Source organism: Psychrobium sp. MM17-31 (genome assembly GCF_022347785.1).
Taxonomy (GTDB): Bacteria; Pseudomonadota; Gammaproteobacteria; order Enterobacterales; family Psychrobiaceae; genus Psychrobium.
In genome coordinates this window covers 296,359-313,950 of record NZ_JAKRGA010000004.1, presented here as the reverse complement: position 1 = coordinate 313,950, position 17,592 = coordinate 296,359, and the positions used below count along the sequence as shown (strand labels likewise).

Below are 17,592 nucleotides of genomic sequence, written 5' to 3'. Positions count from 1 at the left end.
AACGCGAACTATAGCTCACCGCCGCGATTACACGCGAATGTTGTTTCAACGACAAAATACTGAGATGTACTACCAGAACCAAATGTTCGTCCAGTACACGTATGAATTCTTGAACCAACATGTTTAGTCTTTGCAGCATCACTATAATACTCAATCTCTACATGATGAGTTGGTTGGAATGCAGCATAAGCGAAAGATGAAACAGCGGTTGCAAAAATACTAGCTAATAGTGCTTTTTTCTTTAAAGTCATTTTTATAATCCTTTTTTTATTTTAATTAATATTTTGCATTACGTCAGAGTCAATACTGCATTAAACAACTTCGGTTGAAAGTACTGCATCGTCTCGAATTAATTAAATCGTCTTCCATAACGCCAAATAACAATAATTCTTATTTTACATTTTGTAAATAATTAATTTTAAAGTCATTTGTCATCAACACATAAGATGTGTAGAAATAAGCTCCACTACTAAAATAATTAAATTTGTATACAATGCGTTCTAAAACAATAGTCATAACAGGATGTTTAAATGATTAAAGTCGACAATATTAGTCGCTGTTACGGCAGTGGTGAAACCCGCGTTAACGCCCTCAAAGAAGTCTCTTTGTTTATCGCAGAAAACGAGTTTGTCGCCGTAATGGGCACTTCCGGTTCCGGTAAATCCACCTTTATGAATATCCTCGGTTGCTTGGACAGCCCTAGCAGCGGAGATTACCGACTCGACAACCAACTAATATCCGATATCGACGATGTGTCACTGTCGAAAATTCGCAATCAAAAAATCGGTTTTATCTTCCAAACTTTCCATTTATTGCCTCGGTTATCGGCATTAGATAACGTGATCTTACCGCTTCGCTACAGTGACGTTACACCAGAAGAAGCCAAAAAACGCGGCATGGAAATGCTTGAAAAAGTTGGACTTGCCCAACGCTCCCATCACAAGCCTTTTGAAATGTCGGGTGGTCAACGTCAGCGTGTTGCAATTGCCCGCGCCTTGGTTAACCGACCACAAGTTATTTTCGCCGACGAGCCGACAGGTAACCTCGACAGTAAAACCTCCTACGAAATCATGGATTTATTGACCGAGCTTCACCAACAAGGACAAACCATTGTCATGGTGACCCACGAAGAAGATATTGCCGAATATGCCCAGCGCATTATTCGCATGAAAGACGGCGTAGTTATCGAAGACAAACAAACACAAAACTATACTACCAAGCGTGAGGTTAGCTAATGTTGAAATCAACTTTGTCAGCATTATTACTGCTGACATCAAGTAACGCTATCGCCAACGATGCCATAATTTTTACTGGCCAAGTGAAAGCCGGTGACAATCAATCTTTTTTCTCGCCTAAAACTGACAACTGGCGGGTACAAGTTCAATGGATGCTGCCTGAAGGTGACATTGCGAAGGAAGGCGATTTAGTTGTGGTGTTTGATGGCAGCTCTATCGAAAGTACCATTGAGCAAACCACTGATAGCTTACTAGCGGCAGAAGAAGAACTTTTCCGTTTACAGGGCAAGGCTGAACAAGACTTATTAGAGGCGGAATTTAATCACAAACGAAGCCAACTTATCCTCGAAAAAGCGCGAATTGATGCGAACGTCAGCAAAGAGCACCTTAGCGAATACGATTATCAGCAGAACCAACTCAACTATGAGAAAGCACTAGTAGAGGCTGCAAAATCAAAGGAGCAACTAGCGCAAACTAAAGTTACTAATAAAGTATCCCTCAACAAACAACAACTCTCGATTAGCCAACTTAAGAAAACGCTGAATTATAACCGCAGTAAACTTGGTAAAATGGGATTGCGTGCCGAACGTTCTGGCCCAGTTATTTACGCCAATCACCCTTGGAACGGCGAGAAAGTCTTTGTTGGCATGACGGCACAACCATCTTGGCTAATAGCTGAAATACCTTCATTAAATGGGCTATACATGGAAGCCTGGGTACACGAAGTCGATTATCAGCACCTCAAAATAAATGCCAAAGCAACTCTGACATTAGACGCCTACTTAAAGCAGCCAATGCAAACCACACTCACCGAAATATCGACTCAACCAGAAGCCCGCAAAGAATGGGGCAATGATGTTTATTACCGTACAAAATTCGCTTTTAGCAATCCTAATGGCTTGAAAATCTTACCGGGCATGAGTGGCCAAATCTCCTTTGACGATGCTAAGGAGCAAAGCAAATGAAAAAACTGTTTCCTATCATCGGGCTATTATTGCTAGCTGGTTGTGAGCAAGCTCCAACCCAAGAAGTGACAGTAGAAGATGTTGAACTTGTGGTTAACGCCAGTGGTGAACTTGAGTCCAAGCAAACTGCGATTATTGCGCCACCGTCGGTCTCTCGCATGTGGCAATATCCTATCAAGCAGATTATTCCTGAAAATACTAAGGTAAAAAAGGGCCAGTTTTTAATTGCGTTTGACGATAAAAAAGTTCGAGATCGCATGGTAGATAAACAAGCCAATCTCGATCGCGCGGTTAAAGAGCTAGAAAATAAAAAGCTTAAAGAGACAGAAAAAGAGCAAGAGTTGATTCTCGCCATTGCCGAAAAAGAAATGGAATATGAGAAGGCGGAGCGCAAGGCAAATATCCTAGATAACAGTCGCTCTGAAAATGATCGTAAAAAAGCGGTTATTGACTTTACCATCGCTAAAAACGACCTGTTTTTGGCGCGCAAAAAACTCGATTTTCATCGTTCAAACAACAAGTTGAACATCAAGCAAATGAGCGCCAAAGTTAATCGCCTGACGGGAGAAGTCAAAGAACTACAACAAGATATTACCAAGCTTAATGTTAAGTCGCCTATCGATGGCATGGTGATCTATCGCAGTAACTGGGAAGGTGAAAAACCAGCGGCTGGTGAAAGTGTTCAATTTGGCCAGCCAGTAATGGAGATTGCCGTTATCGAACAAATGCAGCTCAAAGCCCAAGTGGCAGAACCTGATAGCGGTAAAGTAGCTGTTGGTCAGCGGGTAAAAATCACCTTAGATGGCACACAAGAAATCGTTATTGAAGGAAAGATTGAAAATCTAGGCCGCGTATTTCGCGATAAATCATTTCAAGACAAGCGCCGGATTTTCGACGTTATTATTGCATTTGATAGCAGTGACTCTCGTTTACGTCCCGGTATGACCGCACGCGTTGATATCGTCACTGACACCCTTAAAGATCAACTCACTTTACCAGCTTCTATCGTTAACATTAACAATGGTAAACCGCAGGTTACTCGAGTCGGAACAGTGTCGGATGAACTCGTTACCTTAGACATTAAAGCCGTCAACGGCACAAAAGTTATAATCAAAGATGGCCTGAGCGCGGGAGATAAGGTCGCATTATGAAAAAGTTAATTATTGCCGCAAGCCTACTCAGTTTAATGGCTTGCTCAGATGAAACAGCAACGCCGCTGCTCTATACAGTAACAACGGAAAAACTTGAGGTTGAAGTACCTGCTAAAGGTGAACTATTTGCCGCCAAAGCCACCAATATTTCGGCACCCATGACTAGGCGTGGTATGCAAAATCTCGCATGGCTAGCCCCGGAATTTACCCGCGTTAAAAAAGGCGACGTTATCGCCCGCATCGACGGCGAAGCCATGATGATTAAAGCGCAGGAAAAAACCAATGAACTAGCCATTACACGGGAAGAAATTACCGAAAAAAATGCTTCTCTTGAACAACAAATTAGTGCGCTTAAGAAAGATATTGGCATGATCGACCAAGAGAAAGATTTTGCCGATCGCTTTTCCATCGACGACATTCGCATTCAGTCAAAGTTAGAAATTCTAGATCAAATGCAAAATGCCGCCTACCTCGGTTCTAAGCAAGAGTATTTACTGTGGAAAAACGACAGTTTTTCTGAAAGCTCTGAAGGGGAACTGGGACTATTGCAGATGCGTGAACAGCAGCATCAATCGAAAATCGATCAGTTTAATCAGAGCCTAGCATTGCTTGAAGTCAAAGCCCCCCACGACGGCTTACTGACCTATAAAACTAACTGGCGCGGCGAAAAACCTCGCGCAGGACAAAGTGTTTGGCCAGGAGAAAAAATCGCTCAATTACCGGATATTAGCAACATGAAGGCAAAGCTTTTCGTGCTAGAAAATGAAGCGATTAATCTGCAAGCGGGACAAAAGGTAGATTTCTATCTCAACGTCGATGCGACAACCAAATACAGTGGCAAAATAGATAGCGTTGCGCCCTTTCCTAAATCGGTCAAACGCGGCAATCCGCAAAAATATTTCGAAGTCACTGTGGAGCTAGACACGCAACAGCCTCAGCTCTTTATGCCGGGTCGTAAACTAGAAGCCATTATTCACGTTGCCTCTGTAGCTCAACCTGTCATAGTGCCGCTACAAAGTGTTTTCACGGTTAATCAACAAACGGTGGTTTATCGCTATCACAATGGCGAATTTGTTGAAACGCCAGTAACACTAGGCCAAAGCAGCCTAAGTCATGTTGAAATCACCCAAGGGCTCGACAGCGGCGAGCAAATCTCACTAACGAATAAGGAACACGGCTAGTGAAATATCTATCTCTATTTGTCGATACGTTGACCGAACTGGCGCATCACAAACTACGTACCCTACTCACGCTGCTAGGTATGATCTTCGGTGTTGGTGCGGTTATCGCCATGCTTAACATTGGCGAAGGCGCCGAGCGTGAAGCGCTTAAAATGATTAATACTATGGGGCTGCATAACCTCATCGTCGAAAGCAAAGATTTCGAAGAAAAAGAACTCAAAGAGCAGCGTAAACACTCAACGGGGCTTTCAATACGCGATGGCGAAATCAGCGTCGCGTCACTGCCTTTTATCACCCAGTTTAGCGCGCAAAAGAAACTTGATACCTACAGTATCTTTAGTGCACAAGGCAAAAGTGATGGTGAAGCGACTGGGGTTAGCCCGAGCTTTTTTGAATTATCAAAATTTCAGCTGGCTAGCGGCCGACTACTCAATAGCAACGATGATTTAGCCTTTAGCCAAGTCGCATTACTTGGCTCAACTACGGCAAAGCAGCTGTTCCCGTTAGGTAATGCCGTCGGTCAAAATGTCAAAATAAATCACCTGTGGTTTAAGGTAGTTGGTGTCCTCAAAGCACCATTTTTAAAGAAAGAGCAATTCCAAGGCATCAAGCTTGGCGGCGATCAAAACCAAGTGTTTCTCCCGCTAAAAACTGCGCTACATAAATTCCCGAGCAAAGATTTGGTGAGTGAAGTCACTAGCCTTAAGTTAAAGGTTAGCGAAGATGTCGACCCTGTTGCCGCAGCACAGGCTATCAGCCATTTACTTGAACGTCGCCACAATGATGTTGATGATTACAAGTTAATAGTGCCAGCAGCCCTTCTCGCGCAGCAGAAACAAACACAGCAAATATTTAATATTGTTATGTCATGTGTCGCAGGTATTTCATTACTGGTGGGCGGCATCGGAATTATGAATATCATGCTCGCGACGGTACTTGAACGTACTAAGGAAATCGGCTTATTACGCGCCGTTGGCGCTACTCAAAAAGACATTCAAATGCAGTTTATTGCCGAGAGTTTCACCATCTCGATTCTCGGTGGCATCTTGGGGGTGGTTTTTGGCATATTGCTATCAGAACTAATCTCAGTCTACTCTGAGTGGGCGGTGTCATGGTCAATTAGCGCCATCGTACTCTCGTTTAGCATCTGTGCACTAGTCGGTTTAACCTTCGGAGTTTATCCTGCAGTAAAAGCATCGAAGCTAGACCCTATCGACGCCCTGCAAAGTGACTAATTCACTTTGCCCGCACTTTCCTTCGCACTGGGATCAAAAAAGCCGATACATCTTGTGATGTATCGGCTTTTTAACAATAAACGATTGTCTTATTTAACCGCTTGTTTTACTGCACCTAGGTGAGCGATAACTTCGTAAAGCTCAGCCGCCATACTTTGGCGATTCTCTTTGGTGTCTTTTAATGTATTAGCCATCACTACTACAGTTGCTGGATGAACTAATAAATCTTTAGCGTGGTAACAGCTGCCATTAGTTACTTTTGGTAGTTTGCCATCGTGGTGGTAATCAGCTTCAATTTCTTCAAGACTAATTTTCTGCATTGAATCCGCCGCCTTCATGATGGCATCGACGTATTCTTTACACACTGGATTGCTCTTACTAAATGCAGGTAAAAACTCTTTAGCAATATCAACTAACTGGCTCGATGCAGTACCAAGATCTTTATAAGATGCTGTATTGATTTGTTGCGTGGTTAGTTTGGCTAACTTGCCGTAGTTGTCTAACAGATCGCTGCTGTTAGCAAATGCGCTAGCTGATAAGCAGCTAAGCGATAAAGCGATTAACATTTTTTTCATTTGAGCATTCCGATATATACAAAACACACAAATGATAATGATTATCAAGTGCTGGTGCAATGAATTATTTAAAATTCATTGCACCTTTATCAGATAACGCCGTTAATAAAGCGCGTAACCGCCTTTAAGGTGGCCAACATTTTCAAAACCAAGACGAATTAGCGCTTGAGCGGCAACATAAGAACGGCTACCACTGCGACATAGCAACACAATTTCAGCGTTTTTATCATGCTTGTGTTCATTGATAAACTGAACGAATCGCGTCAACGGCACATTTTCGTCAAATGACGCATCATGCTCTAATGCGTATTCGTGTGGTTCGCGAATATCGATCAATTTAATCGCATGCTTGGACTGCATCGCTCGTGCTAATGATTCGCTATCATATTCATTCATTTTCTGTTTTTGACACTCGCCTACAAAGGCACCACAGATTATTTCACTGCCACTTTCATCGACAATATGCTGATCTAACACATCTTTCTGATTCACAAATTGTTGTTGATTAATCACACCATCTAATGTTTGCTGCAATAACTGATTACGAGCGACTTCAGCATCAATCGAGCTAGTAAATTCATTGTTGTAATCGTGACTAGGACACAACAAGGTATCGCGAGAAACCAAGGCATCAATATAACGTAGGCTGTGATACATATCCGCCGTATTTGAACACTCAAAGTTAGTGCGTCCTAAACTGCCCATCAAGATAGTATCGCCACAGAATAAGTATTGTGCATCTAAATGATCTGTCACAGGCTCACACAATGCCATGCTAATACTGTCATTCGTATGGCCTGGCGTAACAATGCGCACTAGCCACTTATTGCTGACTTCGATATATTCAAATTCACTATCGCCAACAGAAACTGATTGAGTATTCGACGGCCAACCTAAGTGATCACAAGTTTGCGACGCTAAGTATTTATCACTAATGTCGTTACGACTTGACTGATGATCGGCATGGCCATGAGTATCAATCACGGCAACTAAATTAAGCTGCTGACATTCAATCAAGGTATTAATACGGCTGCTAACTTCACTTAGTGGATCGATAACAATTGCCGATTTATCACTTGGCTCAACATACAACCAGGTACAACTGCCGCCAACCTTAAATTGCACTAGCCCTGATAGCGGCGCTTTATCATCGATGTGATGTTGCGACATCAAACAGCTGTGACCCAATGCCATTGCCGATTGCTCAATACGCTGACAGGCTTCATCAACTTCACTCTGGGTCATTGCAGGGCCAAACGACATGCGAATTGCCGCTTCACTTTGCCAAACAGGCAGTCCCATCGCATCGAGTACAAAACTGCGCGTCACTTTTGAACTACACGCCGAACCCGAGCTTACACGAATGCCTGCCGCATCGAATAAGTCCATGATTTCTTTTGAGCTAAAGCCTTCGATAGCAAAGTTCAACGTCGTTGGCACGCTGTTATCAAAATCGTGATTAAACACCACGTTGCCAAAGGCTTTTTCTAGCGATGCACGCAGTTGGTGTCTAAATTTATGCAATTGCTCATTTGGGGTAAAAGCGAAGTCTGATTCCCCCAACATAATCGCAAATATTTCATTTAGTGCCGCCATACCCGGTAAGTTTTCTGTGCCTGAGCGCAAGCCACCTTCTTGACCACCGCCAGCAATAAACGGCGTGAAAGGCGCACTCTTTCTAATATATACAAACCCTATACCTTTTGGCGCGTAGAGTTTATGGCCACTGAAAGGGGCGTAGTCAATTGTCGTTTGCGCTAAATTTAACCCTGTTTTCCCAAGCGCCTGCACACAATCAACCATCCAGTATACGTGTGGATTGTTGGCGCGGATAACTTGCTCTATCGCCGATAAATCTTGATAAACTCCAGTTTCGTTATTAACCGCCATGGTACAAATCATTAATGCATCACCAACGTGCTGCGCGATAAATTCTTTATCTAGTGTTCCTTTGTTATCAACAGGGATAGCAACCACATCCGCGTGAATCCCCAGAATATGATTCCAATGCTTAAGCGACTCAGGTACTGCTTTGTGCTCTGTTGCACCATAAAGCAAACAATATTTCTTGCCAGACTCCATGCTTTGTCTTGCCGCAGTTAACGCCGAAATAATCCCAGTTTGAATGCCTTCTGTTGCACCACTGGTAAAAATCACCTCACCTTCACCAGAGCCTAATATACGCTGCGCGCGCTCACGCGTTTGCATCATGATCTGCTTAGCGCGTAAGCCAGTGACATGACTACTACTTGGATTACCAAACGAAGTTTTCATGGCGGCAAGTGCTGCGTCGGCAGCTTGCGGTAATACAGGGGTCGTGGCATTAGCGTCCAAGTAAATTTGGCTAAGTGATTGTTGCAATGACATAGTTGAATTCTCTACTAACTGAAGGTGCTTACATTGATAAAAAGATCTATATAACTAAAAGTAATATCTAATTTCAGATAAGCATATTAACAGCAATTGTCTATTATTCAACCCTTAAAAAAATGCGGATTATTGACTAGATTGGAGAAAGCGCGATGAACAATGGAGTGTGCCAGACGATATCAATCGTCCACCCCAATACTAACTGAATCGCCAATAACATGAAGGCGAAATTTGGACAGTAAATAACCTAAATGATTACACCAATAATGAGGACTTCTTACTAATGAAAGCCTCTGCTTGTAAGCTATCAAGTGGCTTAGAATACAAGTACCCCTGAGCCTGAGAACATTTGTTTCGCAATAAAAACTGCGCTTGTTCTTGGGTTTCTACCCCTTCTGCTATTATCGCCAACCCTAGTTGCTCAGCCATAACAATAATCGCCTGCGTGATAGCTGTGTCGTTTGTGTCCTGCGGAATATCGCCGATAAACGAGCGATCTATTTTCAGGCGATGCACCGGCAAACGCTTGAGATAACTCAATGATGAATATCCGGTGCCAAAGTCATCGATAGCCAGTGTAACGCCAAGTTCGCGCAATTTATGCAAACGGGCAATCGCGTCATCAGGCTGATGTAATATGAAACTTTCGGTGATCTCTAGCTCGAGATATTGTGGCGCTAAACCACTCACCGCCAGTGCGTTTTTCACATGATTGATTAATTCGTCAGATTGTAATTGCTTAGCGGAAACATTTACCGACATCGCGCCGAACACCAATCCACTATCTAACCATTGCTTTGCTTGCTGACATGCAGCTCTTAGCACCCAATGGCCAATTTCTATAATGGTATTGTTCTCTTCTGCAAGCGTAATAAATTGATCCGGATAAATTAAAGGATGCTCATGTGGTTGCCAGCGAATCAGCGCTTCAACACCAATAATCTTATCAGTGGCGATGTCTATTTGCGGCTGATAGTGCAATATAAACTCTTCTCTAGCGATAGCTTGATCGATATTCGCTTCCAGCTGCATTCTGTCCATCGCCTTTTGCGTTAAGCATTGAGTGTAAAACTGATAGGTTTGCTTACCGCGCTCTTTCGCTTGATACATTGCAGCATCAGCATGCTGAATCAAGGTGTCGCTATCGACGCCATCATTGGGATAAATTGAAATACCAATACTGGCAGACACCATGACTTTTTTATCTTGGATATCTACGCGGTGCTTAAGATTAGAAACCAGCTTTTCAGCGGCTTGTTGAGCGGTATTCGTCGCTTGATTTATCGGTAAAACAACAACGAACTCATCGCCGCCTAGGCGCGCAATAAAGCAGTGTTCTCCCATGACATCGTTAATTATTCTCGCCGCTTTTTTAACGATATCATCACCCGCTTTATGGCCTAGGCTGTCATTGACGAATTTAAAATTGTCTAAATCGATAAACAACAATGCCAATTGCTTATTAGTTTCTCGATATTGCCTAATTTGCGACATCAAATAACTATTGAGAGATAAGCGATTAGGTAGGCCTGTTAGCGCATCTTTATAAGCGAGATCATACAATAGCGACTGTGTCTTTTTGGTTTCACTAATGTCAGCAAGCAAACAAACAAAGTGGGTAATTTCCTCGCCATTTTTTACATGATTTACCGTCAATTTACAGGCTACAGCATCGTGGTTTAGGGTATGTATTTGTGTTTCACCGGACCATTTTATCGGATGGGTAGCTAATAAATCTTTAATGATTTGGCGCTGCGAAATCGAAAAAATCTCGCTAAAATGCATTGAATCCAGCGGGATGTTTTGCGAACAAAATAACTGGTTAAAAGCCTCGTTCACATTGATGATGTAACCATTCGCATCTAAAATCACTGCCGCTTCAGTGATATTTTCAAACACACTCGCCGCCAGTTTTAATTCCTCGCGATGCGCGCGCTGCTCAGTGATATCAAACTCCGAACCCGCCATTCGGATAACTTCACCTTGTGCATTGCGTTTAGCAATACCGCGATCGACAATCCAAGTAATACCACCTTGCTTATCAACAATTCGATACTCTTCTTCAAAAACTTCCGTTTTACCAGCAAAGTGATCTTCAACCGCCTGCATAACTCGTGGTAAATCATCAGGGTGAACTGACTCCACCCATTCGTTCTGATCGCCAGTGAAATCAGATTTAGTTCCACCGCGTAACTGGCACCAACTTTCAGAAAAATGAACACTCTTGTTAACCAAATCCCAGTCCCAAATAGCCCCAAAGGCCCCTTCAACAACCAGCTCGTAGCGCAACATTAACTCTTCTAACTGAAACTTGGCCTCACTAAATTGAGTTAGATCGACGATGTGAACAATCGCCTTGTGATAATTTTCTTGAACATTGAGCAATAAAATAGAATCAAGGTGTGAGCTGTCGGTGGTAATGGTAAATGGAACTCGAAAACAACTGCGGCCTTGAGCTGTTCGGTGCAGATGAGTTAGACCGTGGGCAAGAGAACTGGCTATATTAGTATGAAAAAATTCATCAAAGTCAGATTGGGTATCTAATGAGAATAGCGTTAACGTTAAATCATCAACGCTAATAAGCGACAAATCAAAGTGCTTTGAAATTGAAATCTCAAAACTTGCAGTAGTATCAAACAGCGCTGAATCTATTTGTTCATAAGTCGACATTTCTTCGCCAGTTTCAAACGTCAAATAACTCTAATTATTGGATTAAATATCAACTTTTGCTAGCACTTTCGTATTAAAAAGAATAAAAAACAGCCAAGTAATTGAAATTTAAGTAGACTAACGTCGTAACCATTTAAGTTGGATATTTTCAGCTGAATAAAAAAACGCCGCAAAAATTTGCGGCGTCCTTCCATATGACAGGTATATGAAATTTAGATGACAATTGAATTAATTCCCTGCTACTTTCATCTCTTCTAATAAAATAGAGCCACACAGCGTACTCTTGCGGGTATCAGGGTCATTACTAATCGCAACAATATTGCGATATAAATCATTGAGGTTGCCTGCAATAGTGATCTCGTGAACAGGGTATTGAATAATCCCATTTTCCACCCAAAAACCTGCCGCACCACGCGAATAGTCTCCGGTAATAATATTGACAGATGAGCCCATCAAATCGGTCACTAATAATCCAGTGCCCATTTGTTTTAACAGCTCGCTCTGAGTTTCAACGGTGTGATTTACAAACCAAGTATGGGTACCACCAGCATGTCCTGTCGGCGCCATATTAAGTTTGCGTCCCGCGTAACTCGTGATCAGATACGAGGCCAAAATACCGTTATCAATCACAGTCAGATCTTTCGTCGCCAATCCTTCATGATCAAAAGGCGTTGAGGCTAAATAGCCTTTCAAATGGGGCTTTTCTTCAATCGATAACCAATCAGGGAAAATCTGCTCACCCTTGCGATCGAGTAAGAAACTGGCTTTGCGATACAGACTACCGCCACCAATTGCCGACACTAGATGACCAATAAAACCCGCAGAAAGTTGTGAACTGATCACCACTGGTACCGTCATGGTATCAAGTTTTTTGGCGCCTAAGCGGGCAAGGGTATTTTTTGATGCTTGCTCGCCAATGTAGCTTGCGGCATCAATGCGATCAGGATAACGAGACACGCTATATTCGTAATCGCGCTCCATTTCCCCGTCTTGCTCGGCAATAGTGACACAAGACAAACTGTGGCGGGTACTTGGATAACCAGCGATTAAACCATGGCTGTTACCGTATACGCGTAGACCTTGATGTGAGCTGTAAGAAGCGCCATCACAGTACGTAATTTTATCGCTGAAATCCAAAGCAGCGGCTTCAGTTTCAAGCGCTAGATCAATCGCGTACTGTGGATCTAGTGAACCCGGATGATACAAATCTAAATCCGGAATATCTGTCGCCATAAGTTCGGCATCAGCCAAGCCATTATAGGGATCTTCAGAAGTGTGTTTAGCAATAGAAATCGCTGCAGAAACTGCACTTTCAATCGCGCTTTCGCTTAGATCTGAGGTTGAACTACTGCCTTTGCGGTGACCGCAATAAACGCTGATGCCCAAGGCACCATCGTGGTTAAATTCAATAGTTTCAACTTCACGCGAACGAGTCGATACACTCAAGCCTGTTTGCTTACTCATCGATACTTCAGCACTGGTTGCACCGTGTTTTTTCGCTGAATCTAAGGCTTTAGCCACCGATTCTTTTACTCGCGCTAATTCATCAAAAATATCGTCGTTAGCTGCCACAGAGTTCTTCCTTCAAATAATTTTGCGACATCTTAGCACGCTTCACGTTCTCGCTGGATACTGGATCTGAAATTAATGATACAATACGCGCAATTGACTTTATTATTTCGAGAACACACATGAGCAAAGCGAAAAAAGCCCCCATCGATTTAAACGATGAACAAGACGATTGGGTGAGCCGCAGCGAGCTAAAACGCCAAGCCGATGATCTACACGCCCTAGGTCGCACCATTATGGATTTAGCAGATAGTCAGCGTGCAATGATCCCAATGAATGACGAACTACGTGCTGCCGTCGAACTAGCAAACCGCATTCGCAACAAAAAGGAAGGCTTTCGTCGTCAAATGCAATTCGTTGCTAAAATGCTGCGCAACAGCGATGTCGACGAGATTAGAGAGTCACTAACTCAATTTGATAAACGCGATAAACGCGCCGATGTTGAATCTAAAAAGTTAGAAAAACAGCGCGATCGCCTGATCAAAATGGGTGATGTTGCTATTAACGATTTTCTAGAAAATCATCCGCAAGCTGACCGCCAAAAACTGCGTCAATTGGTGCGCCAGGCAGCAAAAGAAGTGAAAAAAGAAAAACTGGCTAAAGGATATAAAGAACTCTTCAAATACATAAAAGAATGTAAAACGTTGTAATTACCTAATCCAGCCACCCTAACGCCGCTAAATCTAGCGGCGTTTTAGTCACTAACACCCCATTCTTGTCGGCATAAATATAATCGCCCGCATCAATATCAACACCACCAATGTGAATAGCAACACCGATATCCCCTAGTCCTCGCTTATCGGTTTTCAAAGGATGCGCCGCCAATGCCTGCACCCCAAGTTTTATTTGTGCAATCGCGTTTACATCGCGAATACAGCCATTAATGATAATGCCACGCCAACCGTTTTTCGCAGCTTTCTCAGCCAGCATATCACCCAGCATGGCGCGATTTAACGAGCCGCCACCGTCCACTACCAGCACCTTTCCTCGGCCATCGCTGGCAGCCAGCTCACGAACCTTCGAGTTATCTTCAAAAGCCTTCAAGGTGACCACTTCCCCATAGAAGGTTTCTATTGCGCCATAGGACTGGAACATTGGTTTTATGATTTTTACGTGCTCTGGGTATTGGTCGCAAATCTCTGGTAATAAATCCAACATGCTTTTTCCTTATTCAGTTAACTCAACCATCTTAAAACAACGAAATTTACAAGGCATATCACGAGCCTAAATACTCATTATTTTTTATTTGAAAAAGCAGTTAACAATCTGATTTAGATCAACTAAATTTTGCCCAATCGGCGTAATTTGAAGTTATAGAAATTAATCAGGAAGGACGTCAAAATGACTATTGAAAACCATCACTTACACAACGAATTCCCAGAGTTTCACGACCAGATCCGCGAGCTAAAAATGAATAATCGTCACTTTAGTAAATTGTTCGATGAATACCATCATTTAGATCGCGATGTGCGCCGCATTGAAGACGCTGTAGAGGTTTCATCTGACGAGCATTTGGAAAACTTAAAGCTACGTCGCCTGCACTTAAAAGACGAGCTTTTCACCATGCTTAGAAAGGCGTAATAGCCTACAAATTATCGTGAAGGCACCCGCCTGTGCCTTCACGACCCTAACACCTTTATTCGCATTACTGCTTAGGTTTCCATCCTGGGCCAAAAAACATATAACCAAACATTTGAAATAGTGATGTCGCTTTGCGGCAATCTCTTAAGATTCTGCCCCATTCAAACAAAGCAATTTTAATTGGGTTTTTACTCTCACACGGAATAGTTAAACCATACTTTACCGCCTCCTCTTCTTTGGCAAAAGTGCCAAACATTCGGTCAAATATAATTAACACACCACCGTAATTTTTATTGATGTATTGACGATTAGAAGCGTGGTGCACTCGATGATGCGATGGCGTATTTAGCACCCACTCTAACGGACCAAGCGTTTTAATTAATTCAGTATGCAAGAACACTTGATAAAACAAACTCGCCGCCAATGTAAATGCAATCATCAGCGGGTGAAAGCCAATTAAAGCGAGTGGTGCGAAAACCAAAATACTGCCAGAAATCAGCCCCGTTGCGCCTAAGCGCGCCGACACCGATAGATTCATTGTCGCTGCCGAATGATGAACGCTATGCGTTGCCCACATCCAGCGAACCTCATGCGCCCAGCGATGATGCCAATAATAAGCAAATTCAAATAACACGAAAAATACAACGGCGATACCCAAGCTATTAATTTCTATTGTGGCTAATCGAAACTGATAAACCCAAAACAAAACCGCTGCCGCTACGCCGTACGTCAACAAATCAATCACGCGCTTTAAAATGCCAACGCCAAAATTGCTCACGCTATCGGTCCATGGATAAGATTTTCTTTGTACTAATGTAATCCACGCTGCTTCCAGTAAAGTACACACTAGTAGCAACAGTAAGAATAAAAAATTTGAATAGTCCATAGGCCCCCACGCTCTTGTTTAATCGCCAAATTGCGAATAGGGGCATTATAAAAACTGGACTGTAAACAAGATCATTATCAATGATAAGAAATGTAAAGTTCAGTGGTATTCACAAACTAAATCTCTAATGCGGCACCTTTGTGTGGCAAAGAAATCACCACCATTAAACCATGGGGCGTGTGATTAACAGCAGATATATTTCCACCATGCAACTCGACGGCTCTTCGAGCAATAGACAAACCAACACCACTGCCTCGATTTGAGCTAGTCACTTGATAAAATGGGGTAAACAAATGCTCTAAACTCTCAATCGGAACACCAGGACCTTTATCGACAATAGATATCTCTATCGTATTGCGGCTATGAGTGATCGAGAGTGATATTCTTTGATCCGCTGGAGAAAATTTCAGCGCATTGCGAACAATATTCTCAATCGCACTACCGATAAGTTTAGGATCCACATCGAGTAGTAATCTCTCGGGGCCTGATACATCAATTCTTTCTATCTCACAGGCAGCTTCAATTTCTGCGCCCTCACAAATAACATCGATAAGTTCTCGCAAATCGGTGCGTTGCACATTGAGTTTTTGCGTTGTATCTATACGTGAAAAAGACAGAATGTCGCCAATTAATGCATCTAATTTTTCAAGCTCTTGCTCTATTCTAACTAAATCTACCGCGTGCTTATCCGACTGTTGACTTGCAATAGAGATCATTGCTTGTAAGCGAGCAAGGGGCGATCTCAATTCATGAGAGACATCGCGCATTAACCGCTGCTGTGATGATATCAATAGCTCAATTTTTTCGGTCATCGCATCAAAATCTTGCGCCAAAAGCGCTATGTCGTCACGCCGGTTCTCTACAGTATTAGCAATTCTAATATCGAGATTTCCCTCAGCCACTTGTACACTAGCTTGGCGCAATACACGCAACGGCGCCACAATATAACGGGCCAATCGCCAAGTCACCAATGCACTAACCAGTATCATGACACTCCACAACACGATGCGAATTTTAGGTTGAAAAATCATTCTCACCAGCGGATATGGCGCCTTGTGACCAATAACTGTGAATCCTTGTGATGTTCGAGAAATACCAACCATTCTAAAATCGTCTAATGCAGAACTAGCAACTTGGTTATTATTTAAATGAGACAAAATAAACCTCGGTAACTCACGCTGCAACACATCTTGTCCAGAAGGCAATAACACATAAATCTGCATCATTTGCTCCATGTCGAGCACATGCCTAGCCAACAGCCTATCTACCGTTATCTGCACCGGTAAATCAGACATGCTTTCAATATCATTAACGACTTTTTCAACAAGCGCTGACTCAAAGTCTGTGGGCGGTGCAAACCATCCTGTGTGCTGGAATAACTTACCAGTAAGTACCGTTGTGACGGCAGTAATAGGCAAAATAATCCAAATAGAAAAGAAAATGCGTAAAAAGAATTGTTTCATTAGTCACTCACATAGAGATAACCACGGCCACGCACGGTTTTAATACGTTGTTGTCCTGAGGCCAAAGGACCTAGTTTCTTGCGCAGATTGCCAACGTGCACATCAACACTGCGATCAAAGAAAGTTATCGGCCGATCTAAGGCGTGTTGCGCAATATCATTTTTTTCAACCACCTGCCCTGCTTGCTGAATCAAGATTTCCAATACCAAAAACTCAGCACCTGTTAAGCCAATTAACTCATCATTAATAGTGACGGTTTGCGAGCTAGACATGAGACATAAATCGCCAACACACAAACCACTACTTTTAGTTGATTCACTTGAGGTATTACTGATTGAAGAGCGCCGATGAAGTGCTTTTATTCGCGCGCTAAGCTCTCTTAAATTACAAGGTTTAGGCAAATAGTCATCGGCGCCAATCTCCAAGCCAATCACGCGATCGATGTGATCTCCTCGTGCGGTAAGCATTAAAACAGGAGTCAGTTTTTGGAGACGAATTTGTTTAAGGGCATCAAAGCCATTGAGCTTTGGCATACCGACATCCAAGATAATAACGTCGAAATCTTGGGTGGTTGCTAGTTCTACACCAAGTAAACTATCGAAGCAGAAATTAACATCAAATCCACCGTCATTGATTAGATATTCTTTGACGAGTTTTCCTAGCTCAATATCGTCGTCCACCATCAGGATCTTGATGTTATCGGCAGTCATC

Annotated in this window: 16 protein-coding genes; 7 read left to right on the top strand and 9 right to left on the bottom strand. The window is 42.7% G+C overall.

Features of this window, described 5'->3' with window-relative positions; all coding sequences use genetic code 11:
* Positions 1–8: 8 nt before the first annotated feature.
* Positions 9–251 carry a DUF6289 family protein gene (locus tag MHM98_RS14090; protein WP_239439995.1) on the bottom strand — a complete coding sequence of 81 codons (243 nt, stop codon included), beginning with the start codon at positions 249–251 and terminating at the stop codon, positions 9–11.
* A gap of 279 nt (positions 252–530) precedes the next feature.
* On the opposite strand from MHM98_RS14090, the gene MHM98_RS14085 reads away from it, so the two are divergent.
* Genes MHM98_RS14085 through MHM98_RS14065 form a run of 5 tightly spaced genes read left to right on the top strand, consistent with a single transcriptional unit; the run spans position 531 to position 5,767 of the window.
* Positions 531–1,235 (top strand): ABC transporter ATP-binding protein, encoded by a 705-nt coding sequence (locus tag MHM98_RS14085; protein ID WP_239439994.1) that lies wholly within the window; start codon positions 531–533, stop codon positions 1,233–1,235.
* Positions 1,235–2,200, top strand: coding sequence for an HlyD family efflux transporter periplasmic adaptor subunit (locus MHM98_RS14080; RefSeq protein WP_239439993.1), 966 nt, complete (start codon positions 1,235–1,237; stop codon positions 2,198–2,200). Before MHM98_RS14085 ends, MHM98_RS14080 begins: the two co-directional genes overlap by 1 nt.
* On the top strand, positions 2,197–3,351 hold the full coding sequence (locus MHM98_RS14075; protein WP_239439992.1) for an efflux RND transporter periplasmic adaptor subunit: 1,155 nt from the start codon (positions 2,197–2,199) through the stop codon (positions 3,349–3,351). Before MHM98_RS14080 ends, MHM98_RS14075 begins: the two co-directional genes overlap by 4 nt.
* Positions 3,348–4,532 (top strand): HlyD family efflux transporter periplasmic adaptor subunit, encoded by a 1,185-nt coding sequence (locus MHM98_RS14070; RefSeq protein ID WP_239439991.1) that lies wholly within the window; start codon positions 3,348–3,350, stop codon positions 4,530–4,532. The genes MHM98_RS14075 and MHM98_RS14070 overlap by 4 nt, the downstream gene beginning before the upstream one ends.
* Entirely contained in the window at positions 4,532–5,767 is a 1,236-nt protein-coding gene (locus MHM98_RS14065; protein WP_239439990.1) for an ABC transporter permease, read from the top strand. The genes MHM98_RS14070 and MHM98_RS14065 overlap by 1 nt, the downstream gene beginning before the upstream one ends.
* 89 nt (positions 5,768–5,856) lie before the next feature.
* Here the strand turns inward: MHM98_RS14065 and MHM98_RS14060 are convergent, their stop codons facing one another.
* The 4 genes from MHM98_RS14060 to pmbA all read right to left on the bottom strand — a co-directional run bounded on the left by MHM98_RS14060 (position 5,857) and on the right by pmbA (position 12,954).
* Positions 5,857–6,342, bottom strand: coding sequence for a hypothetical protein (locus MHM98_RS14060; protein ID WP_239439989.1), 486 nt, complete (start codon positions 6,340–6,342; stop codon positions 5,857–5,859).
* 102 nt (positions 6,343–6,444) lie between these two features.
* On the bottom strand, positions 6,445–8,709 hold the full coding sequence (locus tag MHM98_RS14055; protein WP_239439988.1) for an aminotransferase class V-fold PLP-dependent enzyme: 2,265 nt from the start codon (positions 8,707–8,709) through the stop codon (positions 6,445–6,447).
* Positions 8,710–8,967: 258 nt separating this feature from the next.
* Positions 8,968–11,406, bottom strand: a complete 2,439-nt coding sequence (locus MHM98_RS14050; RefSeq protein WP_239439987.1) for a GGDEF and EAL domain-containing protein — start codon at positions 11,404–11,406, stop codon at positions 8,968–8,970.
* Between the two features lie 204 nt (positions 11,407–11,610).
* Positions 11,611–12,954 (bottom strand): metalloprotease PmbA, encoded by a 1,344-nt coding sequence (gene pmbA / locus MHM98_RS14045; RefSeq protein ID WP_239439986.1) that lies wholly within the window; start codon positions 12,952–12,954, stop codon positions 11,611–11,613.
* Positions 12,955–13,073: 119 nt separating this feature from the next.
* Between pmbA and yjgA the strand changes: the two genes are divergently transcribed.
* Positions 13,074–13,601: a ribosome biogenesis factor YjgA gene (gene yjgA, locus MHM98_RS14040; RefSeq protein WP_239439985.1), complete on the top strand. Its 528-nt coding sequence runs from the start codon at positions 13,074–13,076 to the stop codon at positions 13,599–13,601.
* A gap of 4 nt (positions 13,602–13,605) precedes the next feature.
* Here yjgA and MHM98_RS14035 read toward each other — a convergent pair whose 3' ends face one another.
* Positions 13,606–14,109, bottom strand: coding sequence for a putative 4-hydroxy-4-methyl-2-oxoglutarate aldolase (locus MHM98_RS14035; RefSeq protein WP_239439984.1), 504 nt, complete (start codon positions 14,107–14,109; stop codon positions 13,606–13,608).
* Between the two features lie 183 nt (positions 14,110–14,292).
* On the opposite strand from MHM98_RS14035, the gene MHM98_RS14030 reads away from it, so the two are divergent.
* The gene (locus MHM98_RS14030) at positions 14,293–14,532 is read left to right on the top strand and encodes a DUF465 domain-containing protein (protein ID WP_239439983.1); all 240 of its coding nucleotides are present in this window, start codon (positions 14,293–14,295) and stop codon (positions 14,530–14,532) included.
* A gap of 64 nt (positions 14,533–14,596) precedes the next feature.
* Here the strand turns inward: MHM98_RS14030 and MHM98_RS14025 are convergent, their stop codons facing one another.
* The 3 genes from MHM98_RS14025 to MHM98_RS14015 all read right to left on the bottom strand — a co-directional run bounded on the left by MHM98_RS14025 (position 14,597) and on the right by MHM98_RS14015 (position 17,591).
* Entirely contained in the window at positions 14,597–15,310 is a 714-nt protein-coding gene (locus MHM98_RS14025; RefSeq protein ID WP_239439982.1) for a sterol desaturase family protein, read from the bottom strand.
* Between the two features lie 224 nt (positions 15,311–15,534).
* Positions 15,535–16,881, bottom strand: a complete 1,347-nt coding sequence (locus MHM98_RS14020) for an ATP-binding protein (RefSeq protein ID WP_239439981.1) — start codon at positions 16,879–16,881, stop codon at positions 15,535–15,537.
* Entirely contained in the window at positions 16,881–17,591 is a 711-nt protein-coding gene (locus MHM98_RS14015; RefSeq protein WP_239439980.1) for a response regulator transcription factor, read from the bottom strand. Before MHM98_RS14015 ends, MHM98_RS14020 begins: the two co-directional genes overlap by 1 nt.
* Position 17,592 lies beyond the last annotated feature (1 nt).